The sequence below is a fragment of the Diaphorobacter ruginosibacter genome (assembly GCF_014395975.1).
GTDB lineage: Bacteria > Pseudomonadota > Gammaproteobacteria > Burkholderiales > Burkholderiaceae_C > Diaphorobacter_A > Diaphorobacter_A ruginosibacter.
Genome location: NZ_CP060714.1, coordinates 1,259,418 through 1,279,981, shown reverse-complemented (window position 1 = coordinate 1,279,981; position 20,564 = coordinate 1,259,418). Strand labels below are relative to the sequence as shown.

Below are 20,564 nucleotides of genomic sequence, written 5' to 3'. Positions count from 1 at the left end.
CTCTCCCAACAGCCAGCGGCAACTATGTACCATTGGCGACTGCACGCCCCTGCCGGCCAGCGGGCGACGCGTCCAGCAGAGGAGTCCGCAAGCCATGCGATCTCCCCATTCACCCCCATCCAACAAGGACTGCCGCCATGAGCGTTTACGACAAACTCAAGGAACTCAACATCACCCTGCCGCCCGTGGCCACGCCTGCTGCGGCCTACGTGCCCTTCGTGCAGAGCGGCAACCTGGTGTTTCTGAGTGGCCACATCGCACGCAAGGACGGCAAGCCCTGGTCCGCGCAGTTCGGCCGCGACATCACCACGGAAGAAGGCAAGGCCGCGGCCCGCGCCGTGGCAGTCGACCTGCTGGGCACACTGCATGCCGCCACGGGCGACCTCAACCGCGTCAAGCGCATCGTCAAGCTCATGAGCCTCGTGAACTCCACCAGCGACTTCACCGAGCAGCACCTGGTCACCAACGGCGCGAGCGAGCTGTTCGCCCAGGTCTTCGGTGACAAGGGCTCGCACGCACGCAGCGCATTCGGCGTGGCGCAGGTTCCCTTCGGCGCCTGTGTCGAGATCGACCTGATCGCGGAACTGGCTGACTGAAGATCAGCGACCCTCGCGCACCCGGAGACACCATGGACACCCCGCTTGTTCTGACGATTCAGTCCCATGTGGCCTATGGGCATGTGGGAAATGATGCGGCCATGCTGCCGCTGCAGTTGCTCGGCATCGAGCCGGTGGCCGTCCATACGGTTCAGTTCTCCAACCACACGGGCTATGGCGAGTTCAAGGGCCAGGTCTTCACCCCGGCCCATGTCACCGATGTGATCGACGGCCTGCGTGCGCGCGGCGTGCTCGCGCGCTGCAAGGCCGTGCTCTCGGGTTATCTCGGCGACCCCGGCGTGGGCGAAGTGATTCTCTCCGCGGTGCAGGAAGTTCGCGCCGCCCATCCCGCTGCGCACTATCTCTGCGACCCGGTCATGGGCGATGTGGGGCGCGGCGTGTTCGTGCGGCCCGGCATTCCGGAGTTCCTGCGCAAGCGCGCCCTCTCGCAGGCCAGCGTGATCACGCCGAATCACTACGAATTCGAACTGCTCTGCGGCGGTGAGCCGCTCACTACCGTGGAAGCTGCCGTCAAGGCAGCGCGCGGAATGCTGGCCAACATGCACCAGCCGTCGTCGGCGCTCATCGTCATCACCAGCCTGCGCACCTCCGACCTGCCGGCGGACAGCCTTGCCACACTGGCCGTCACCGCCCGGAACGCCTGGCTCGTGCAGACGCCCTTTGTCGATCTGCAGCCATTGCCCAACGGCATGGGCGACGTGTTCTCGTCGGTGCTGCTCGGCCACATGCTGCAGGGTGAATCGGTGGAGCAGGCCGTCACAAGCGCCGTGAGCACGCTCTACGCCCTGGTTTCGCGCACGCAATCCGGCCAGCGCGACCTGCCGCTGGTGGCGTGCCGGGACCAGATCATGCAGCCTGCCAAACGGTTCGAGGCAACACCCTGGACAAGCCGGTGATGCGCCATGGCGCGCGCATCACCAGGGTGCGCTGACGCATCGAAAATTTCGGCATTTTCCGCAGTCCCCGGAACAGTCGGTGCAAGAATGCATCTTCCGCATCACCCAACGAAGGACATCATGATTCTGGAAGTCGTGGACATCAAGATCCCAGCAGGCCAACAGGCGCCATTCGAGGAAGCCGTCGCGCGCGGCCTGAGCACCGTCATCTCCCGCGCCAAGGGCTTCAAGGGCTACCGCATCAAGCATTCGATCGAGAGCCCGGAGCGCTATCTCGTGATGATCGAGTGGGAGACGCTCGAAGACCACACCGTGGGCTTCCGCGGGTCACCCGCCTTTGCCGAATGGCGCGCGATCGTCGGACCTTTCTTTGCAGCGCCGCCCAGCGTGGAACATTTCACCTCCGTCGGCTGAGCTCTTCCAGTCATAAGAAGGGTTCATCACGGACTACTGGGGATAGTATTGAGGCTTTCCAAGTGACTGCCTGAGCAGCGCGCGCCCGCCTTGAACTGTTCACCCCAATGCTGAGATGGCCCCTCAGACGCGACGCAAAGGCGAAGACAGTACTTTGGTACGGCAAGCCTTTGCAACAAAGTATGAGGGGCCATATCAGCACCTCCACACGAAGACTCTCACCGAAAGCACAGCGCGCCCATTCGTCACGCGCCCCCATCCACCCCGGTATTCCACGAAGAACCAAAAAAAATGCGTGACCCTCAAAGGTTCACGCATTTTTCTTATCGCCTTTCGGCGATGTGCAACCGGCTTACTCCACGCGGATCAGATCGTTGATCTTGAAGCCGAAATCCCCCGCCTTGCCCTTGCGCCCACGCGCTGCGCGCGCGTTGTTGAGCGAACGGATTTCCAGCGTCTCCTCGCGCGCCTTGCCGCCGCGGCCGATGCCCGTGAAGCGCACGCTGCGGGTGTAAGCCACCGCGCCGCCAAGCTGGTCCTTGTCCTCCAGGTCGATCAGCATGAGCCCGCGACCGCCCTTTTCCATCATCTTGAGCTCGGCGATCTCGAACGTGAGAATGCGGCCGCCCACCGAGGCGCAGCACACATGGGTCGCGGGCACCAGCTCCTGCGACGCCGTGGTGAATGCAGCATGCGAGGGCCGGCACAGCGTCTCCTTGTCGCCCAGGTTCACGAACGACTTGCCGCCGCGATTGCGTGCCGTCATGTGCTCCACCGTGGTGATGAAGCCATAGCCGCCCGAGCCCGCGAGCAGCAGCGCCGCATTGTTGGGGCCGGCAAAGTAGTGCACGGGCTGCGTGCCGCTTTCAAGATCGATCAGCGTGGTGATCGGCTGGCCGTCGCCGCGGCCGCCCGGCAGTTGCGACACGGCGACCGAGTACACACGGCCGTTGCTGCCGAACACGATCAGCGTATCCACCGTACGGCATTCGAAGGTGCCGTACAGCGTATCGCCCGACTTGAAGCCGAAACTGCCGGCCTCGTGGCCGTGTCCGGTGCGCGCACGCACCCAGCCCTTCTCGGAGATGACGACCGTCACCGGCTCGTCCACCACCTTCACCTCGGCTACCGCCTTCTTCTCCGCCTGGATCAATGTGCGGCGCGAATCGGCAAACTGCTTGGCATCGGCCTCGATCTCCTTGATCATCAGGCGACGCAGCGCATTCGGGTTGGCCAGGATTTCCTCGAGCTTGCCCTGCTCCTCGCGCAACTCGGAGAGCTCCTGCTCGATCTTGATCGCCTCAAGCCGTGCCAGCTGGCGCAGCCTGATTTCAAGGATGTCCTCGGCCTGGCGGTCGGTAAGCCGGAAGCGCTCGATCAGCGCTGCCTTCGGTTCGTCCGAAGCCCGGATGATGGCGATCACCTCGTCGATGTTCAGCAGCACGAGCTGACGGCCTTCGAGGATATGGATGCGGTCGAGCACCTTGTTCAGTCGGTGCTGCGAACGGCGTGCGATCGTCGTCTGGCGGAAGCTGATCCACTCCTCCAGCATCTGGCGCAGCGACTTCTGCACCGGCCTGCCGTCGAGGCCGATCATCGTGAGGTTGATCGACGACGATGTTTCAAGGCTGGTGTGCGCAAGCAGCGTGGTGATGAGTTCCTGCTGCGGCACCTTGCCCGTCTTGGGCTCGATGACGATCCGCACGGGTGCATCCTTGCTGGACTCGTCGCGAACGCCGTCCAGCAGTGCCAGCATGCTGGCCTTGAGCTGGCTCTGTTCCTGCGTGAGCGCCTTCTTGCCGGTCTTCACCTTGGGGTTGGTCAGCTCCTCGATCTCCTCCAGCACCTTCTGCGTACTGGTGCCCGGAGGCAGTTCGGTGACGATGAGCTGCCACTGTCCGCGGGCAAGTTCCTCGATCTTCCAGCGCGCGCGCACCTTGAGGCTGCCACGGCCCGTGCGGTAGGCATCCTGGATGTCGGATGCGCTGCTGATGATCTGGCCACCGCCCGGATAGTCCGGGCCGGGGATCAGCGCATAGAGCTCATCGTCGCTCAGCTTCGCGGACTTCACGAGCGCAACGCAGGCATCGGCCACCTCGCGCAGGTTGTGGCTCGGAATCTCCGTCGCCAGCCCCACCGCAATGCCGCTTGATCCGTTGAGCAGCGAGAACGGCAGGCGCGCGGGCAGTTGCCGGGGCTCGTCGAACGAACCATCGTAGTTGGGCATGAAGTCCACCGTGCCCATGTCGATCTCGTCGAGCAGCAGCGTGGTGATCTTGGCCAGGCGCGCCTCGGTGTAGCGCATCGCGGCCGCACCGTCACCGTCGCGGCTGCCGAAGTTGCCCTGCCCGTCGATCAGCGGATAGCGCTGGCTGAAGTCCTGCGACAGGCGTACCAGTGCGTCGTAGGCGGATTGGTCTCCGTGCGGGTGGTACTTGCCGAGCACGTCGCCGACGACGCGCGCGCTCTTCACCGGCTTGGCCGGCACGTTGCGCGTGGGGCCGCTGTAGCCAAGGCCCATGCGATCCATCGCATAGAGGATGCGGCGCTGCACGGGCTTGAGGCCGTCGCTCACATCGGGCAGCGCGCGCCCCTTCACGACGGAGAGGGCGTATTCCAGGTACGCCTGCTGCGCATACTGCGCCAGTTCCAGGCTGTCGCCGTCGGGCTGATCAGCAGAAAATTCAAGAGTGGATTGATCGCTCATTCGTTCGCAGACAAGTCTTGCCATGTGGCGCGCGAGGCGACTCGAACAACGCTGTTCGAGCCGGCGGCGCCAAGAGGGGATGAGAAAGTGGTGGGTGAAGAAGAGGATGAGGAAGAAGAGGGAGCAGAGGAGGCCTCCTCCGCCGTGCCCGCAGGGATCTCCATGCGGATACGGCCGGGGACGACGCCCTGCTGCGCCTGGTGGGCACGATGCGCGCGCACCGGCTCCGGCGGCTTGAGCATGGCATACAGGCCCAGCACGCTCTTCACGTAATTCTGGGTTTCGCGGTACGCGGGAATCCGGTTGCCGGCGCGCTGCACGGCGCCTTCGCCCGCGTTGTAGGCCGCCAGGGCAAGGTCCTTGCGGCCGTCGAAAAGCTTGAGCAGATAACGCAGGTAGCTGGCCCCGGCGTTGAGGTTCGTGGCCGGGTCTTCGAGCTTCTGCGCCACGCTGCGCTTCTTGTCGGCAGCCACGCCGAAGCGGCTGGCGGTGGCGGGCATCAGCTGCATCAGGCCGACCGCACCGCGCGGCGAAACCGCCATCCGGTCGAAGCCCGACTCGGTGGCGATGACGGCCTTGAGCAGCTCATATTCGAGACCCGACGACTGCGCCGCACCGCGAATCTGTGTGCGCACGCTCTTGTAGCCCGGCGAGATGTCGATGAATGCCAGCTTGCGCACGCTGGCGCTTCCTGCTTCCGCAAGCGAATAGTCCGTATGGTCCGAGCCCGCGTCCTCCGTCCTGGCATCGCGCGTGGAATCGAACTGGTCGCCACGGAAGAACAGGGTGTAGTTGGCATCGATCTGCTCCGCGGCGAAATGCGTGACTCCGCGCGAATCGACATAGGCCCACAGATCGGCGTGCGCCGCCTGCTGCGCGAGGCACAGCACCGCGGCAAGCAGGGGCAACCTCAGCAGGCGCCCGGCCAGGCCGCTGCGGCCACCCGCACTCCCGCCCGCTCCCGCACGCAAGAGCGGACGCAACGCCGGAGCCTGTCCGGGCGTCGGGAATCCGAGGTGACGCGAGGGCCCGTTCATGTCAGATGTCGACCTCCACCTCGTCGCCATGAACTTCCATCAGTTCACGGCGCGCGGCGGCCTCGCCCTTGCCCATCAGCTTGGTCATCAGGCCTTCCGTTGCGCCGAAATCGAACGCACCGCCCACGCGCACCGGCAGCAGGCGACGGGTATCCGGATTCAGCGTGGTCTCCCAGAGCTGCTCGGCGTTCATCTCGCCCAGGCCCTTGAAGCGACTGATCTGGCATTTCTCGCGCGGCACGCCGTCCTTGGCGGACTTGTCGAGAATGCTCTCGAGTTCCGCCGCATCGAGCGCATAGACCTTGGCTGCGGGCTTCTTGCCGCGCGCGGGCACATCGACACGGAACAGCGGCGGACGCGCCACGTAGATGTTTCCTGCCTCGATGAGCTTGGGAAAGTGGCGGAAGAACAGCGTGAGCAGCAGCACCTGGATGTGCGAGCCGTCCACGTCGGCATCCGAGAGAATGCAGATCTTGCCGTAGCGCAGGCCGCTCAGGTCGGGCGTATCGTTCGGTCCGTGCGGGTCGACACCGATGGCGACCGAGATGTCGTGCACTTCCGTGTTCGCGAACAGGCGGTCGCGTTCGACCTCCCAGGTGTTCAGCACCTTGCCGCGCAACGGCAGGATGGCCTGATTCTCCTTGTCCCGACCCATCTTGGCGCTGCCGCCGGCGGAATCGCCCTCAACCAGGAAAACCTCGTTGTAGGCCAGGTCGCGGCTCTCGCAGTCGGTGAGTTTTCCGGGCAGGACGGCGACGCCCGAACCCTTCTTCTTCTCGACCTTCTGGCCCGCGCGCTGGCGGGTCTGCGCGGCCTTGATCGCCAGTTCGGCCAGCTTCCTGCCGAAATCGACGTGCTCGTTGAGCCAGAGTTCGAGCGATGGCCGCACGAAGCTCGACACCAGGCGCACGGCGTCGCGCGAGTTCAGGCGCTCCTTGATCTGCCCCTGGAACTGCGGGTCGAGCACCTTGGCCGACAGCACATAGCTGGCGCGCGCAAACACGTCCTCGGGCATGAGCTTGACACCCTTGGGCAGCAGCGAGTGGAACTCGATGAAGCTCTTGACCGCCTGAAACAGGCCATCGCGCAGGCCGCTTTCATGGGTTCCGCCGGCCGTGGTCGGAATCAGGTTCACGTAGCTCTCGCGCACCGGAGATCCCTCTTCGGTGAACGCCACGCACCACGCCGCGCCCTCGCCTTCGGCGAAGCTCTCGCTGTTGCGGTCGGCATAGCCTTCGCCCTCGATCAGCGGGATCACGGGATCGGCGTTGAGCGTCTGCGCCAGGTAGTCGCGCAGGCCGCCCTTGTACTGCCAGGTCTGCGTATCGCGGGTCTTCTCGTTGACCAGCGTGACGGTGACGCCAGGCATGAGCACGGCCTTGCTGCGCAGCAGGTTGGTGAGTTCGCCCATGGGCAGGGCTCCCGACTCGAAATACGATGCATCGGGCCAGACCTGCACGGTCGTGCCCTGCTTGCGCTCGCCGGCCTGCAGGGGGCGGGCCACCAGCGGCTCGACCACGTCGCCGCCGGAGAACACCAGCCTTGCGGCCTGGCCTTCGCGGTGGGTGGTGACTTCGAGGCGTTTCGACAGCGCGTTGGTCACCGAGACACCCACGCCGTGCAGGCCGCCCGAGAAGCTGTAGGCGCCCCCGTTGCCCTTGTCGAACTTGCCCCCGGCGTGCAGGCGCGTGAACACGAGCTCGACGACGGGCGCGCCCTCTTCGGGATGGATGCCGAACGGAATGCCGCGGCCGTCGTCCTCCACGCTCACCGACCCATCGGTGTGCAGGGTGACCTTGATCTTCTTGCCGAAACCGGCAAGCGCCTCGTCGGCGGCGTTGTCCAGCACTTCCTGGAGGATGTGCAACGGGTTGTCCGTGCGGGTGTACATGCCCGGACGCTGCTTGACGGGCTCCAATCCCTTGAGGACGCGAATGGAGCCTTCGGAGTATTCACTTGCCGGATTGGATGCAGGTTTGGTTGCCATGGCGGCGCATTGTAATACTGGATATAAAAACAGGCTTATGTCTTTTCCCCACCGCGCGGGGCTCAACCCGGCGCCTGCGGGAACACCGTGTTTTGGCTACATTTGTGCAAATGCAAAACGATCCAAAAAAATTGCCCATGGCACAGGTGCTCGCCTGCGGTGCTGCCGTGGTCACGCTGTCGATGGGCATTCGCCACGGCTTCGGCATGTGGCTGCAACCGATCACGCAGGAGATGGGCTGGACTCGGGAGACGTTCGCCTTTGCCCTGGCCATTCAGAATCTGGCCTGGGGTCTGTTCGGCATTTTAGGAGGCATTGCCGCCGACCGTCTCGGCGCGTTCAAGGTGCTCATCGGCGGCGCGGTCCTCTACGCGCTGGGGCTGGCCGGAATGGCCTTGTCGCCGACCCCGGGATTGTTCGCGCTGACCACCGGCGTGCTGATCGGCGCGGCGCAGGCCGGCACCACCTATGCCGTGATCTATGGCGTCCTCGGCCGGCAGATCGCCGCGGACAAGCGCTCCTGGGCCATGGGCGTGGCGGCCGCCGCCGGCTCGTTCGGACAGTTCCTGATGGTTCCGGTCGAAGGCCAGCTCATCCTGCAACTGGGCTGGAAGACGGCGCTGCTGGTGCTGTCGATTGCCGTGCTGCTGATCATTCCGCTCGCCTTCGGCCTGCGCGAGCCAGGTTTCCAGGGCTCGGCCCAGGTCAAGCGCACGCAGAGCGCGGGCGCGGCCTTCAAGGAGGCTATCCGCTATCCGAGCTTCCTGCTGCTTACCGCCGGCTATTTCGTCTGCGGCTTCCAGGTGGTGTTCATCGGCGTGCACATGCCAAGCTACCTGAAGGACCATGGCCTGTCCCCGCAGGTGGCCAGCTACGCGCTCGCGTTGATCGGCCTGTTCAACGTGTTCGGCACCTATATCGCCGGCACGCTGGGCCAGCGCATGGCCAAGCGCCATATCCTGGCCTTCATCTACTTCGCGCGGGCCGTCGTCATTGCCGTCTTCCTGCTGGTGCCGCTGTCGCCCCTGTCGGTCTATGTGTTCTCTGCCGTGATCGGCGCGCTGTGGCTGTCCACCGTGCCGCCCACCAATGCGGTGGTCGCGCAGATCTTCGGCGTGCAGCACATGTCGATGCTCAGCGGCTTCATTTTCTTCAGCCACCAGATCGGCAGTTTCCTGGGCGTGTGGCTCGGCGGTTACCTGTACGACCGGACGGGCAGCTATGACGTCGTCTGGTATCTGTCGATTGCCCTTGGCGTCTTCGCGGGATTGGTGAATCTTCCCGTGCGCGAAAATGCGATTGTCCGCCCTGCAGCCCCACAGGCCGCATAGCGCACCCGTACTCCTCGTTGGGACACCATCACCATGTCGACACCTGCCAGCACCTCAACCCATGCCGGACCCGGCTCGGGCCGACGCCCCGATGCAGGGGAAAGCCCATCGGCAGGCAGGCGGACGGGTGTCCGGCTGGCGGCGGCCATCGCCATGACCGTCGCCATCGCCGCCGTGCTGCTGGGCGTCTTCTCGCTCTATGCCCAGCCCGATTTCCTGGTGACGCTGGCCGACCAGTTGTGGGCGTGCTTCTGAAGTCAACCCATTGCCGGCCTGGCGAGTTGATGAATAATCGCCCACTTCACCACAGCCTCTCCACGGCACCACCTTGCCCGGCCCCGAAAGGCCGCACCGCATCGAGATGACCCTCCCCAACGCCAGCCACGCCACCGAACATGCCCCGCTGCATTCTCCCTCCGCATGGGTGAAGCGCTGGTCGCACCTGATTGCCCCGGGTGCGGACGTGCTGGACGTGGCCTGCGGCTCGGGGCGACACATGCAGTGGCTCGCATCGCGCGGCCACCAGGTGACCGGCGTCGACCGCTCACCCGAGGTGCTGGCCTCTGCGGGCCGCTTCGGCGCGGTCCTCGAGGCGGACATCGAGAACGGCCCCTGGCCCCTGCCGGGGCGGCAGTTTGCAGCAGTTGTTGTCACCAATTACCTCTGGAGACCGATTTTTCCGGTCATCCTGGACAGCCTTGCGCCGGGCGGCGTGCTGATCCATGAAACCTTCGCAAGCGGCAACGAAACGGTCGGAAGACCCGCCCGCGCGGAATTCCTGCTCCAGCCCGGCGAGTTGCTGCAGGTCTGCAAGGACTTGCGCGTCATTGCCTACGAGGACGGATTCCTGGACGATCCCGAGCGATTCGTTCAACGCATCGTGGCCCGACGCGAACCCGATTCCGCGGCAGAGTTGTTCAGGGCCTCCCTGGGCCACACTCTGACTAGTTAGAATGCTTCTTTCCCGTATAAAGACACGGACATGACTTCTCCCAGCGCTCCCCTGACCGGCAGCATCGTTGCCCTGGTCACTCCCATGCACAAGGACGGCAGTGTGGACTACCCCACCCTGCGCAAACTGATCGACTGGCACATCGCCGAAGGCACGGCCTGCCTTGGCGTCGTCGGTACCACCGGCGAGTCCCCCACAGTGAATGTGGAAGAGCACTGCGAGATCATCCGCGTGTCCGTCGAGCAAGCCGCCGGCCGCGTCCCCGTGATGGCCGGCTGCGGCGCCAACTCCACCGCGGAGGCGATCGAGCTTGCCAAGTTCGCCAAGAGCGTGGGTGCCGACAGCCAGCTGCAGGTCGTGCCCTACTACAACAAGCCGACGCAAGAAGGCCAGTACCAGCACTTCAAGACCATCGCCGAGACCGTGGGCGACCTGCCGATGTACCTGTACAACGTGCCCGGCCGCTCGGTGGCCGACATGCACCATGAAACCGTGATGCGCCTGGCCCAGGTGCCCGGCATCGTCGGCATCAAGGAAGCCACCGGCAACATCGAGCGCGCGCAGTGGCTGATCCGTGAAAAGCCCGCACATTTCTCCGTCTACTCCGGTGACGACCCGACCGCCGTGGCGCTCATGCTCTGCGGTGGACAGGGCAACATCAGCGTGACAGCCAACGTGGCACCACGTCTGATGGCCGAGCTGTGCAAGGCTGCGATCGCAGGCGATGTCCGCAAGGCCATGGAGATCCAGTTCAGGCTTCTGCCGGTGCACAAGAACCTTTTCGTGGAAGCCAACCCCATCCCCGTGAAGTGGGCCATGGAGCGCATGGGCCTGTGCGGCGGCACGCTGCGCCTGCCGATGACGACCATGAGCCAGGGCAACGAAGCGGTGGTGGAGGCTGCCCTGCGTGCGGCGGGCCTGCTCGGCTGAGGCCGGCGACCGCCCCTGCGACCGGCCTGATACCGCTCCCAACGGCACTCCCAAATCAATGAGGAATTTCGCGTGAACGCTACGACACGACTCGGCCTGCTGGGCCTGGCTTTGGCTTTGTCCGCCTGCTCCGTGCTGGAGAGCGACAAGATCGACTATAAGAGCGCCAAGAAGGGCGCGACACTCGAGGTGCCGCCCGACCTGACACAGCTCTCGCGCGACACCCGCTACACCGTGCCCGGCGGCGCTGTCTCCGCGCAAGCCTACGAGGCGGGCCAGGCACAGAAGCCCACAGGTCCCAACACGGCACCCTCCACGATCGGCGACGTACACATCGAGCGCGACGGAAACCAGCGCTGGCTCGTGATCGACCGCCCGGCAGACAAGCTCTGGGAACCGGTGCGTGACTTCTGGCTCGAGAACGGCTTCGTCTTCACCCAGGAAAATTCCGAGCTCGGCATTCTGGAAACCGACTGGGCCGAGAACCGCGCCAAGATCCCGCAGGACATGATCCGCTCGACTATCGGCAAGCTGTTCGACGGCCTGTACTCCACGGGCGAACGCGACAAGTTCCGCACACGCCTGGAGCGCAACCCCAAGGGCGGCACCAACATCTACGTGAGCCATCGAGGCATGATCGAGGTCTACAGCAACCAGCAGAAGGACGCCACGATGTGGCAGCCGCGCCCGGTCGACCCGGAGCTTGAGGCCGAATTCCTGCGCCGCATGATGGTCAAGCTCGGCGTGAGTGAAGCCCAGTCGAAGGCCGCCGCAGCTGCTGCGCAGACCACCCCGCTCGCACCATCGGTCAAGGTGACCAACGCGAACGGCGTGCCCGTTATCCAGCTCGACGAAGGTTTCGATCGTGCATGGCGCCGCGTCGGCCTGTCGCTGGACCGCACCGGCTTCACGGTCGAGGATCGCAACCGTGCGGAAGGCGTGTACTACGTGCGCTATGTCGCACCCGATCCGAACAAGAAGGAACAAGGCTTCTTCAGCAAGCTGTTCAAGGGTGCACCGGATGCCGTTCCGCCGCTCAAGTACCGCGTCGTCGTCCGCAGCGAAGCATCGCAGAGCGTGGTGACGGTCCTGAATGCCGCCGGCGCACCGGAAACCTCGGCCAATGCCGAGCGCATCCTGCGCGTGCTGGCCGACGACATGAAGTAAGCACGTGAGGACATCGGTGCCCGATCCGGCACCGATGTACACTCCACCATGCGCCTTTGTCCATGTCCGTGGACAAGGCGCATTTTTCTTTTTCGATCAGACAGGGCCTCTACCGCGGTACATAGCGCATGCTTCGCTTCAAGAGCCTGGGCAGTGGCAGCTCGGGCAACTCCACCATCGTCGAAGGCCGCAGCGGCCACTCCACCAGGAGACTGCTGGTGGATTGCGGCCTCGGAATCCGCATCACCGCCGAGCGCCTGGGCGAAGCGGGCCTCGGGATACAGCAGATCGATGGCATCTTCATCACGCATGAACACTCCGACCATGTCGGCTGCATGGCGACGCTCGCGTTACGCCACGGCATTCCCGTCTGGATGAGCCGCGGAACCTATGAGGCGATCGGTGAGCCCGATCTTCATGGCCTTCTGCGCATCACGGCACATGGCGAGAGCATCGACCTGGGGGCCATGGAGGTCCTGCCGTTTGCCGTGCCACATGACGCCCGGGAGCCGCTGCACCTGCGCGTGAGCGATGGGGCACGGCATATCGCGCTGCTCACCGACCTCGGACACGCCAGTCTCGCGGTCGCGCCCTACATTGCGGACTGCGACGCGTTGCTCATCGAAGCCAATCACGACAGTGAGATGCTGCGCAATGGCCGCTACCCCGCGTTTCTCAAGCGGCGCATCGGCGGTGACCATGGCCATCTGGCCAATGAGCAGACCGCGCAACTGCTCCAGTTCGTGGACAGGGACAGGCTTCAGCGCGTGGTGGCAGCGCATTTGAGCAAGGAGAACAACCTGCCCAAACTGGCCCGACAGGCACTCGCCACCGCCCTGGGACGCGATGCAGCCGACATCGACGTGGCGTTGCAGAAATCCGGCTCATGCTGGGTCCAGGTCGGCAACTGACGCCAGCAAATCCACTCGATTAATGCCACTTTTGTCCAGCAGGATTTACCGCTCATTTCACGCCATTCCATTTTGAAATGGAGTTCCCCTGACGGCTACCTGATCATTCCCCACGCTCCGGGACAGGATTTTCATTTTGCTGTTGAAAAAACAAAGAGACACAAACGAGATAAACAGCGGATAGCGTCACGCATTTCACCGCGTTCGCGCATTGCGTGGCACCCAAAACAAAAAGGCTCCAACCTTTCGGTGGAGCCTTTACCCTCAGTTGCACAAGCCATCTTTCAGGCCCGCGCTGCAGAAGAGTGATTATTACTTGTTGGCAGCGGAAGCAGCAGCGTTGGCAGCGGCATCAGCGGCAGCCTTGGCAGCGTCAGCGGCGTTGTTCGCGGCATTGGCAGCAGCGTCGACGGTAGCGGAAGCAGCAGCGGATGCGGCGTCCACAGCAGCGGAAGCGGCTTCGGTCGCAGCGGCGGCAGCCTGGCTGGCAGCAGCAGCGGCCTGGTCGGCAGCGGGAGCAGCAGCCGGGGCTTCAACAGGAGCTGGCGCAGGAGCGGGAGCAGCTTCTTCCTTCTTGCCGCAAGCGGACAGGGCAACAGCAGCAACCAGAGCGGCGAGAACGATGGAGTTCTTCATTTCAATTTCCTATTTGGACAGTCAGATCAGATTTGATTAGCCCTTATGCCCACCTCTTGCAAAGCAATGCACAAGGCCGAATGGGGCACCCAATCCATACTGAGCCCCACGATTTGCGAATTACAGCCACATATTATAAGAATTATTTTGGGCAATAGAGGGTTATCCCGACGTGAATCATGAAGGTTTACATTCCTGTGACTTTTTGGTCACAACCCCAATATCGTCGCGGGGAACCCCGGACGGCTGCGGCTCGCAATCCATTCCCGCAGATGCTCGTGCAGCACCAGTCCGTGCCGTGCATCGGTGGTGGCCGTCCCCCGGCTGCGCTCCACGTCAAGCCGCTGCAGGCACCAGCCCGGCGCCCAGATGGCGCTGGGGATGTCCGATGCGTTGCGGGTGCCCAGCAGGCGGCACTCGATAATATGATCCCAGCGGGTGCGCCACTGAACGAAGCGAGGGTGCCGGGCACGCAGGAACTCGAAGCTGCCCGCCAGCACGATGCATTTTCGCGGGCTGCGCCCTGACGAAGGACCTCCTGCCGAAGCCCAGGCATTCAACGCCTCCAGCACTTCGCGCTCGCCGAGCGGCCAGTCCCTGAAATCGCGGTCGCACAGGATCAATTCCCTGAGGCCCTGCTCCGCGGCACCGTGCAACGCCAGCCGAATCCACTGCTGGAACTCTGCCGGCCCATCGAAGCGTCCTTGCGGGAATGGGCAGCTTCCATCGCTCTCGGTATCGCAGTTGTCGGTCATGCAGGAGGGCCTCCGTCGGCTGTGTCGGGACTCAGCCCTGCGTCAACGCGCGCACCCAGCCGTCATCGAACCAGGACTCCAGCAGGGACAAAGCCTCATCGCTGGCCTTGGCAAGCTCGCGCGCGGAAAGCCTGCGCTCGTTGGCCAGCGTGCGCATCAGCGCGGCATCGCGGCCCGAGGCCCGGTAGCTTTCACCATTGATGTACACATGCTTCTCGTCATACATCATGCGGCTGCGGCGATCGAGCTCGATGCCGAGCTGCGTCAGGTCCGGCTCGTCCTCCGGTGGATCGAACCAGACATTGCCCTTGGGCTCGGTCAGCGCCTCGCCCAGGGCCCGCTCGAGCACCTGCCCCTGAGCGAGCGCACGCATCACGCCCTCACGGGCGAACTCCTGCAGCGCGGGCGGCACCTGGCCCGGCGCATCGACGGCCTCCTGGCCGGGATCGCGGTAGATCGGAGAACCCTCCGACTCGCCGAGCGCATCCGCGATGCGCAGCAGCGTCTCGCGTGCCAGCTCGTCACGCTGGGCGGAGCGAAAGCCGATCGAGTACGTCATGCATTCGCCCTCGGCAATGCCGTAGTGCGCCCAGCGGGGGGGCAGGTACAGCATGTCGCCCGGCTCCAGGACGTATTCCTCCTCGGGCTCGAAGTTCGCGAGGATCTTCACCGGCATACCCTCGACCAGCGACGGATCGCGCTGGCGGCCGATGCGCCAGCGGCGCCTGCCATGCGCCTGCAGAAGGAATACGTCGTAGCTGTCGAAATGCGGACCGACCCCGCCGCCATCGCTCGCATAGCTGATCATCAGGTCATCCAGGCGCGCCTCGGGAACGAAACGGAATTCGTCCAGCAACGCACGGCCGGCGGCATGGTGCAGGTCAACGCCCTGGACCAGCAGCGTCCATTCAGGCGTGCCGAGCGAAGGCAAGGCGCGGCGCTGGAAGGGTCCATGCTGGAGCGACCAGCCGGTCTTCTTCTGCTGGATCAGGCGGGACTCGACGCCCTCCTGCCCTGCCAGCTCGAACAGCTCGGCGCGCGGAATCGGCGCCATGAACCCGGGGATGGCCTGGCGCACCAGCAGCGGCTTCCTGTGCCAGTGCTTGCGCATGAACTGGGCCGGCGACATGCCGCCCAGCAAGGGGGTGATTTTCTGAACATCCATGGCGTGAAAAAGGCCGCGTTGGCGGCCGTCGAACGAACTGCGACAATTCTCCTATGGAAATCACTCAACAATGTGTTGTCGCACTGACCTGGGAGCTCAAGGATACGCTGGGCGATGAGCTGGACGTTCTCGACGAACCGGTCGAATTTCTCGTCGGTGGAGACGATCTGCTCACCCGTATCGATGAAGCCCTGCAGGGTCACAAAGTCGGCGATGAGCTGCAATTACACCTCGAACCCGAAGAAGCCTTCGGTGAATATCAGGAAAACTTGATCTTTCTGGAACCCAGGGACAAGTTTCCGCCCGACATCGAAGAGGGAATGACCTTCGACGGCACTGCCCTTCCCGAAGGTCTTTCGCCCGGCATGCCCAAGGATGCGCTGTACACAGTGGCGCAGATCTATCCGGAGCATGTGGTGCTGGACGGCAATCATCCGCTCGCCGGCATTGCGCTGCGCATCAAGCTGAAGATCCACGCCATCCGCGAAGCCACCGAGGACGAGGTCGGCCGGGGCTCTGCGGGCACCGGCTTCTTCCGCATCCAGCCCATGGCACCCGGCAGCGACACGGTTCACTAGCCAAGACCGGCAGGGGCGCACGGGCAGTGCATCATTGCGCTGTGCGCCTCGCCATGGACCTCATCCTCAATAGCGCGAGATCTGCCCGTTGACCATGCGCACGCGATCGCCGGGGCGCAGATCGCCGGGATCCGGCACGTCATAGATACGTTCGCCGCCGCGGTCGAGCTGGATGATCAGGCGGTAGAGACCGCCCACCTCGCCACTCGGGGCCGTGCGCCCTTCCAGTGCATTGCCTGCGTAGGCGCCACCCACGGCGCCAGCCGCAGTGGCTGCGGCGCGTCCCAGCCCGCCACCAATCTGATTGCCCAGCACACCACCGACCACGGCGCCGAGAACGGCCCCCACGCCGGACGTGGAGCCCCGCTGATAGGTACGAGGCTGGGCCTCGATGTTCCTCAGGACGCCATATTCGGCCACGTTCTGGTCGGGTTGCTGATATCCGCCACCGTAGCCGGCGGTGGGCTGCGGCGGAGGTGGAGGATATCCCCCGCCATAGGGATCCTGGTAGGCGCAGGCGCTGAGCAGCCCTGCCAGCGCCAGCGCGCCTGAGATGGAGGCGATTCGTCGAGGTGCACGCATTTCATCGTTCCTTTTCATGTACCGTGGCCCGCACCATGCGGGTGCCTTGTACAACATGCTGCGGCCTCTCCAAACACCCTTGTGTAGTCCTGAACCGGCTTTACCGTCCCGATACACAGCCTCGCCAACATCGCGACCTCGTGCACGGCCGCAGACGACCTCAGTGTTTCCCGGTGGATCCGTACCCGCCCTCGCCGCGCTCGCTCGCAGTGTCGAACTCGGCCACCACATTGAACTGCGCCTGCATCACAGGCACGATGACGAGCTGCGCCAGGCGCTCCATTGGCTGCAATGTGAAGGCCACATCGCTGCGGTTCCAGGCGCTCACCATGAGCTGGCCCTGGTAGTCGCTGTCGATCAGGCCCACCAGGTTGCCCAGCACGATGCCGTGCTTGTGGCCCAGGCCCGAGCGCGGCAGGATCAGTGCGGCATAACCTGGATCACGCAGGTGGATCGCGATGCCGGTGGGCACCAGCTGCCACGCATTGGGCGCCAGCGTGAGCGGAGCATCGAGGCAGGCCCGCAGGTCAAGGCCGGCGCTGCCGGGCGTTGCGTAGGCGGGCAATTGATCCGCCATGCGCGGATCGAGAACTTTCACATCAATCTTCACTTGAGACTACTTTCGTTGTGACGGACGGGAGGGCGCTACTTCCGGCCCTTGAGTCCGCCAAGAATCCTGCGTATGCCTTGGGCCGCAGCAAAAAGGAGGAGGAGTGTAGCGAGCGCAGGGCCCCATCGGATATTCAGCACAGAAAACAACCCTATCGCCGCTGCCACGGCAATGGAGATCAGCAGCCGCGTCAACGTCGGCCCGGCCCCGGGCAGCGGAGGCACGTCCCACCTCTCGGCGGTCTTGGTCGCCTGCCGGGTATCGTGCCACGACGGCAGCACCGCCCCCTGGGCCGCCTCTTTTGCCGCCTTCACTCCCTTGCTCTCCTTCGCGGGCAGCGGCAATGCCCTTCCCTGCGCGGATTGCACCGGCCTTCCCGGCTGTTGAGGCATCTGCAGCTGTTGCGACACCTGCGCGATCTGCTGACCGCCCGCAAGGGCCCTTGCCTGCCGCTCCACCAAGGCCTCCACATAGCGTGCGAAGTCACCGTCCGGGGGCGTATCAGCGGGATGGGCCGGAGCGTTTCCAAAGATTTCGCGCATGGTGGAACTCCCGTGGTGCGTGGTGGACAGCGAGTGGCGGGCCGTGCGTGCGAGCCCGCTCAGCCCTTGACGGGCACGCGCCGTGCGATGTCGGCGATCAGCTCATCCGCCAGCACCTGTTTGGACGCACGGGCCATCTCGCGATGTCCTTCCGCGTCGATCAGCACCAGCGCGTTGTCGTCCTGTCCGAAGGTGGCCGGGCCGATATTGCCGACCAGGAGCGGCACGCCCTTTCTCTTGCGCTTGGCACTGGCATGGGCCAACAGGTTCTCGCTTTCGGCCGCGAAGCCGACGCAGAACAGCGCCCCCGACTCGGCGGCCCGGGAGTGCGCAATGCTGGCCAGGATGTCCGGATTCTCGACAAAGGTGAGCGCGGGCACCTCTCCCGAGCCATCTTTCTTGATCTTCTGCTCGCTGGCCTGCGCCGGTCGCCAATCCGCCACCGCGGCCGTCGCGATGAAGATCGATGCCTCGGTGACCAGCGCCGTGGCCACATCGAACATCTGCTGCGCCGATTGCACATCCACGCGCTGCACGCCGCGCGGCGTCTGCAGATGCACCGGGCCGGCAATCAGCGTGACGCGCGCGCCCGCGTCACGCGCGGCGCGCGCAATCGCAAAGCCCATCTTGCCGCTGGAGAGGTTGGTGATGCCGCGCACGGGATCGATCGCCTCGAAGGTGGGCCCCGCCGTCACCAGAACATGGTGACCGACCAGTTTCTTGGGGGAAAGCTGCGCCGCCAGGTCTTCCACGATCTGCTCAGGCTCGAGCATGCGGCCATCGCCGGTTTCACCACAGGCTTGCGGGCCATTGCCCACGCCCAGTATCAGCGCGCCGTCGCTTGCGACCTGCGCCATGTTGCGCTGGGTGGCGGGGTGCAGCCACATCTCGCGGTTCATTGCCGGTGCCAGCAGCAGCGGCACCCGCTCGATCGGCCGTGCCAGGCACAGCAGGCTCAGCAGTTCGTCCGAGCGCCCCTGCGCCAGCCGGGCGATGAAATTGGCGCTGCACGGCGCGATCAGGATCGCGTCGGCCTCGCGGCTCAGGTTGATGTGCGGCATGTTGTTGGGCTCACGCGCATCCCACTGCGAGGAATGCACGGGCCGGCCGCTCAGCGCCTGCATGGTGACCGGCGTGATGAACTGGGCGGCGTCCTCCGTCATCACGACCTGGACCGTGGCGCCGGCCTTGATCAACAGTCGGCACAATTCGGCCGACTTGTAGCAGGCCACGCCGCCACTCAGGCCGAGAACTATGTGTTTTCCAGCAAGCTGTGTCATGCCGGAGAATTTAGCAGACTACGAACGGCCTCATCGCGGCGCGGTCCACCCTCCGCCAAGGGCCTTGTAGACCGCAACCCGCGCCTGCAGGCGGGCCTGCTTGAGCTGCACCGCCCCATCCTGCGCGGCATGGAGCGTGCGCTGCGCGTCCAGCAGCAGGAGCAGCGTTTCGGCTCCGGCGGCATACCGGCGCTCCGCCCATGCCAGAGCGCGTTCGGCTTCCGCCAGCACCTGCGCATGCGCCAGGCTTTGCTCCTGCAGGTACGCCACGGACTGCAGAGCAACATCCGCATCCGTCCATGCCGCGACGATGCTGCGGTGGTAGTCGGCAAGCAGTTCGTCGCGCTGCGCCTGCGCCAGGTCGGCCCCGGCCCGCAGGCGGCCCGCATCGAAGATCGGGGCTGCAAGCCCGGCTGCCAGTGTGTAGAGCGGGTTGTCGAACAGGGCGCCCGGGCGGCTGCCGCCCGTGGCAACGCCGGCGCGCAGCGTGAACGACGGCAGCATCGCGGCGCGCGCCGCCTCGACGTTGGCGTCGGCCGCGGCCAGCCGGGCCTCCGCGCGAGCAATGTCGGGACGTCGCACGAGCAGTTGCGATGGCAGACCCGCACCGATGGAGGGCTCGGCCAGGGCGTTCCAGACGTTCCCATCGCCGGAAGCAAGGCGCCTCGCGTCGATGGGCTCGCCCAGCAGGAGCGACAGGGCGCCGTGGGCCGCTGCCATCTCCTGCGCCAAACTCGCAATGTCGCGCCGACGCTGCGCCACCAGGCCGCGCTGCTGCGCAAGCTCGAGCGCAGAGGCCGATCCGGCCCGCGCCCGCGCCTCGAGCCAGCGCAGAAGGCGCTCGGAGTTCGCAAGGCTGTCGTGCGCGATGCGTTGCCTCTCGTGCAGTGCATGCCACCGCAGCCACATGTCGGCCACGCCCGCACTGACGCTCAGCGTCAGCGTATCCCTGTCGAACAGGCTGGCCTGTCGCTGTGCCTCGGCCGCCCTGGCCCCGGCACCATGGCGCCCCCAGAAGTCGATCTCGTAGCTTGCCGCCAGGCCTGCGCCCCACTGGTTGCCGGACGCCTGCGCACTGCCGCCCAGGCGCGCCTCACGGTTCGCGGAGAGCGATGCGTTCAGTGCAGGAAGCAACGCCGCCCCGGCCTGCCGCGCAAGCGCATCGGCCTGCCTCACGCGCGCAGTGGCCGCGGCCACATCCTGGTTCTCCGCGGCCGCGCGCGCCACCAGCGCATCCAGCTCGACACTGCCGAAGGCCCTCCACCAATCGTCTGCCACGCCCGCCTCGACGCCCACAGCCACGCTCACCTGCGAACGGCCCTCGGCCTCGCCCGTCCATTGCGGGGGAAGCGCAGGCGGCGTGCCCACCGATGGCCCGCCGACCGAGGCACATCCGGTCAGCCACACCACGCACGCCAGCATGGCTGCGCGGGCCTGTGCATTCGTTGTCCGTCGTCGTTGCCGCAT

Annotated in this window: 21 protein-coding genes; 10 read left to right on the top strand and 11 right to left on the bottom strand. The window is 65.1% G+C overall.

Features of this window, described 5'->3' with window-relative positions; all coding sequences use genetic code 11:
* Positions 1-137 precede the first annotated feature (137 nt).
* The 3 genes from H9K76_RS05890 (at position 138) to H9K76_RS05880 (ending at position 1,927) form a co-directional block, all read left to right on the top strand.
* On the top strand, positions 138-596 hold the full coding sequence (locus tag H9K76_RS05890) for a RidA family protein (RefSeq protein WP_187598703.1): 459 nt from the start codon (positions 138-140) through the stop codon (positions 594-596).
* Between the two features lie 32 nt (positions 597-628).
* On the top strand, positions 629-1,513 hold the full coding sequence (gene pdxY, locus H9K76_RS05885; RefSeq protein ID WP_187598701.1) for a pyridoxal kinase PdxY: 885 nt from the start codon (positions 629-631) through the stop codon (positions 1,511-1,513).
* Positions 1,514-1,633: 120 nt separating this feature from the next.
* On the top strand, positions 1,634-1,927 hold the full coding sequence (locus H9K76_RS05880; RefSeq protein WP_187598699.1) for an antibiotic biosynthesis monooxygenase family protein: 294 nt from the start codon (positions 1,634-1,636) through the stop codon (positions 1,925-1,927).
* 352 nt (positions 1,928-2,279) lie between these two features.
* Here H9K76_RS05880 and parC read toward each other — a convergent pair whose 3' ends face one another.
* From parC to H9K76_RS05865, 3 genes are read right to left on the bottom strand one after another with little or no spacing between them, the layout of a single operon-like run.
* Positions 2,280-4,634 carry a DNA topoisomerase IV subunit A gene (gene parC, locus H9K76_RS05875; protein ID WP_187598697.1) on the bottom strand — a complete coding sequence of 785 codons (2,355 nt, stop codon included), beginning with the start codon at positions 4,632-4,634 and terminating at the stop codon, positions 2,280-2,282.
* Positions 4,631-5,671 carry a lytic transglycosylase domain-containing protein gene (locus H9K76_RS05870; RefSeq protein WP_187598695.1) on the bottom strand — a complete coding sequence of 347 codons (1,041 nt, stop codon included), beginning with the start codon at positions 5,669-5,671 and terminating at the stop codon, positions 4,631-4,633. Before H9K76_RS05870 ends, parC begins: the two co-directional genes overlap by 4 nt.
* A 1-nt stretch (position 5,672) precedes the next feature.
* A complete protein-coding gene (locus H9K76_RS05865; protein ID WP_187598693.1) occupies positions 5,673-7,658 on the bottom strand; it encodes a DNA topoisomerase IV subunit B in 1,986 nt (661 codons plus the stop codon).
* A 110-nt stretch (positions 7,659-7,768) separates the two neighbouring features.
* On the opposite strand from H9K76_RS05865, the gene H9K76_RS05860 reads away from it, so the two are divergent.
* The 6 genes from H9K76_RS05860 to H9K76_RS05835 all read left to right on the top strand — a co-directional run bounded on the left by H9K76_RS05860 (position 7,769) and on the right by H9K76_RS05835 (position 12,949).
* Positions 7,769-8,989 carry an MFS transporter gene (locus H9K76_RS05860; RefSeq protein ID WP_187598692.1) on the top strand — a complete coding sequence of 407 codons (1,221 nt, stop codon included), beginning with the start codon at positions 7,769-7,771 and terminating at the stop codon, positions 8,987-8,989.
* 33 nt (positions 8,990-9,022) lie between these two features.
* Positions 9,023-9,244 carry a hypothetical protein gene (locus tag H9K76_RS05855; RefSeq protein ID WP_187600824.1) on the top strand — a complete coding sequence of 74 codons (222 nt, stop codon included), beginning with the start codon at positions 9,023-9,025 and terminating at the stop codon, positions 9,242-9,244.
* A 106-nt stretch (positions 9,245-9,350) separates the two neighbouring features.
* Positions 9,351-9,941 carry a class I SAM-dependent methyltransferase gene (locus tag H9K76_RS05850; protein ID WP_187598690.1) on the top strand — a complete coding sequence of 197 codons (591 nt, stop codon included), beginning with the start codon at positions 9,351-9,353 and terminating at the stop codon, positions 9,939-9,941.
* Positions 9,942-9,971: 30 nt separating this feature from the next.
* A complete protein-coding gene (gene dapA, locus H9K76_RS05845; RefSeq protein ID WP_187598688.1) occupies positions 9,972-10,871 on the top strand; it encodes a 4-hydroxy-tetrahydrodipicolinate synthase in 900 nt (299 codons plus the stop codon).
* Positions 10,872-10,943: 72 nt separating this feature from the next.
* Entirely contained in the window at positions 10,944-12,038 is a 1,095-nt protein-coding gene (gene bamC / locus H9K76_RS05840) for an outer membrane protein assembly factor BamC (protein ID WP_187598686.1), read from the top strand.
* 128 nt (positions 12,039-12,166) lie between these two features.
* A complete protein-coding gene (locus H9K76_RS05835) occupies positions 12,167-12,949 on the top strand; it encodes an MBL fold metallo-hydrolase (protein WP_187598685.1) in 783 nt (260 codons plus the stop codon).
* A gap of 312 nt (positions 12,950-13,261) precedes the next feature.
* Here the strand turns inward: H9K76_RS05835 and H9K76_RS05830 are convergent, their stop codons facing one another.
* From H9K76_RS05830 to H9K76_RS05820, 3 genes are all read right to left on the bottom strand, one after another.
* Complete coding sequence (locus tag H9K76_RS05830) at positions 13,262-13,585, bottom strand: hypothetical protein (protein WP_187598683.1); 324 nt, start codon at positions 13,583-13,585, stop codon at positions 13,262-13,264.
* A 209-nt stretch (positions 13,586-13,794) separates the two neighbouring features.
* A complete protein-coding gene (locus H9K76_RS05825; protein ID WP_187598681.1) occupies positions 13,795-14,340 on the bottom strand; it encodes a hypothetical protein in 546 nt (181 codons plus the stop codon).
* A gap of 31 nt (positions 14,341-14,371) precedes the next feature.
* Complete coding sequence (locus H9K76_RS05820) at positions 14,372-15,505, bottom strand: JmjC domain-containing protein (RefSeq protein ID WP_187598679.1); 1,134 nt, start codon at positions 15,503-15,505, stop codon at positions 14,372-14,374.
* A 53-nt stretch (positions 15,506-15,558) separates the two neighbouring features.
* Here H9K76_RS05820 and H9K76_RS05815 point away from each other — a divergent pair, with 53 nt between their 5' ends.
* Complete coding sequence (locus tag H9K76_RS05815; protein ID WP_187598677.1) at positions 15,559-16,083, top strand: FKBP-type peptidyl-prolyl cis-trans isomerase; 525 nt, start codon at positions 15,559-15,561, stop codon at positions 16,081-16,083.
* A gap of 66 nt (positions 16,084-16,149) precedes the next feature.
* Here H9K76_RS05815 and H9K76_RS05810 read toward each other — a convergent pair whose 3' ends face one another.
* The 5 genes from H9K76_RS05810 to H9K76_RS05790 all read right to left on the bottom strand — a co-directional run bounded on the left by H9K76_RS05810 (position 16,150) and on the right by H9K76_RS05790 (position 20,564).
* Positions 16,150-16,665, bottom strand: coding sequence for a glycine zipper 2TM domain-containing protein (locus H9K76_RS05810; RefSeq protein ID WP_187598675.1), 516 nt, complete (start codon positions 16,663-16,665; stop codon positions 16,150-16,152).
* 160 nt (positions 16,666-16,825) lie between these two features.
* On the bottom strand, positions 16,826-17,275 hold the full coding sequence (gene dut, locus H9K76_RS05805) for a dUTP diphosphatase (protein ID WP_187598674.1): 450 nt from the start codon (positions 17,273-17,275) through the stop codon (positions 16,826-16,828).
* A gap of 35 nt (positions 17,276-17,310) precedes the next feature.
* On the bottom strand, positions 17,311-17,817 hold the full coding sequence (locus H9K76_RS05800) for a hypothetical protein (protein WP_187598672.1): 507 nt from the start codon (positions 17,815-17,817) through the stop codon (positions 17,311-17,313).
* 59 nt (positions 17,818-17,876) lie between these two features.
* Complete coding sequence (coaBC, locus tag H9K76_RS05795; protein ID WP_187598670.1) at positions 17,877-19,097, bottom strand: bifunctional phosphopantothenoylcysteine decarboxylase/phosphopantothenate--cysteine ligase CoaBC; 1,221 nt, start codon at positions 19,095-19,097, stop codon at positions 17,877-17,879.
* A 30-nt stretch (positions 19,098-19,127) separates the two neighbouring features.
* Complete coding sequence (locus H9K76_RS05790) at positions 19,128-20,564, bottom strand: efflux transporter outer membrane subunit (RefSeq protein ID WP_246475336.1); 1,437 nt, start codon at positions 20,562-20,564, stop codon at positions 19,128-19,130.

Bases quoted from the DNA above. Each gene is read 5' to 3' on its own strand.
- H9K76_RS05790 (WP_246475336.1), bottom strand. From the start codon at position 20,564: ATGCGGCAACGACGACGGACAACGAATGCACAGGCCCGCGCAGCCATG.
- H9K76_RS05820 (WP_187598679.1), bottom strand. From the start codon at position 15,505: ATGGATGTTCAGAAAATCACCCCCTTGCTGGGCGGCATGTCGCCGGCC.
- H9K76_RS05860 (WP_187598692.1), top strand. From the start codon at position 7,769: ATGCAAAACGATCCAAAAAAATTGCCCATGGCACAGGTGCTCGCCTGC.
- H9K76_RS05890 (WP_187598703.1), top strand. From the start codon at position 138: ATGAGCGTTTACGACAAACTCAAGGAACTCAACATCACCCTGCCGCCC.
- parC (WP_187598697.1), bottom strand. From the start codon at position 4,634: ATGAGCGATCAATCCACTCTTGAATTTTCTGCTGATCAGCCCGACGGC.
- H9K76_RS05830 (WP_187598683.1), bottom strand. From the start codon at position 13,585: ATGAAGAACTCCATCGTTCTCGCCGCTCTGGTTGCTGCTGTTGCCCTG.
- pdxY (WP_187598701.1), top strand. From the start codon at position 629: ATGGACACCCCGCTTGTTCTGACGATTCAGTCCCATGTGGCCTATGGG.
- coaBC (WP_187598670.1), bottom strand. From the start codon at position 19,097: ATGACACAGCTTGCTGGAAAACACATAGTTCTCGGCCTGAGTGGCGGC.
- H9K76_RS05870 (WP_187598695.1), bottom strand. From the start codon at position 5,671: ATGAACGGGCCCTCGCGTCACCTCGGATTCCCGACGCCCGGACAGGCT.
- H9K76_RS05855 (WP_187600824.1), top strand. From the start codon at position 9,023: ATGTCGACACCTGCCAGCACCTCAACCCATGCCGGACCCGGCTCGGGC.
- H9K76_RS05825 (WP_187598681.1), bottom strand. From the start codon at position 14,340: ATGACCGACAACTGCGATACCGAGAGCGATGGAAGCTGCCCATTCCCG.
- H9K76_RS05800 (WP_187598672.1), bottom strand. From the start codon at position 17,817: ATGCGCGAAATCTTTGGAAACGCTCCGGCCCATCCCGCTGATACGCCC.
- H9K76_RS05850 (WP_187598690.1), top strand. From the start codon at position 9,351: ATGACCCTCCCCAACGCCAGCCACGCCACCGAACATGCCCCGCTGCAT.
- H9K76_RS05835 (WP_187598685.1), top strand. From the start codon at position 12,167: ATGCTTCGCTTCAAGAGCCTGGGCAGTGGCAGCTCGGGCAACTCCACC.
- dapA (WP_187598688.1), top strand. From the start codon at position 9,972: ATGACTTCTCCCAGCGCTCCCCTGACCGGCAGCATCGTTGCCCTGGTC.
- H9K76_RS05815 (WP_187598677.1), top strand. From the start codon at position 15,559: ATGGAAATCACTCAACAATGTGTTGTCGCACTGACCTGGGAGCTCAAG.
- H9K76_RS05810 (WP_187598675.1), bottom strand. From the start codon at position 16,665: ATGCGTGCACCTCGACGAATCGCCTCCATCTCAGGCGCGCTGGCGCTG.
- H9K76_RS05865 (WP_187598693.1), bottom strand. From the start codon at position 7,658: ATGGCAACCAAACCTGCATCCAATCCGGCAAGTGAATACTCCGAAGGC.
- H9K76_RS05880 (WP_187598699.1), top strand. From the start codon at position 1,634: ATGATTCTGGAAGTCGTGGACATCAAGATCCCAGCAGGCCAACAGGCG.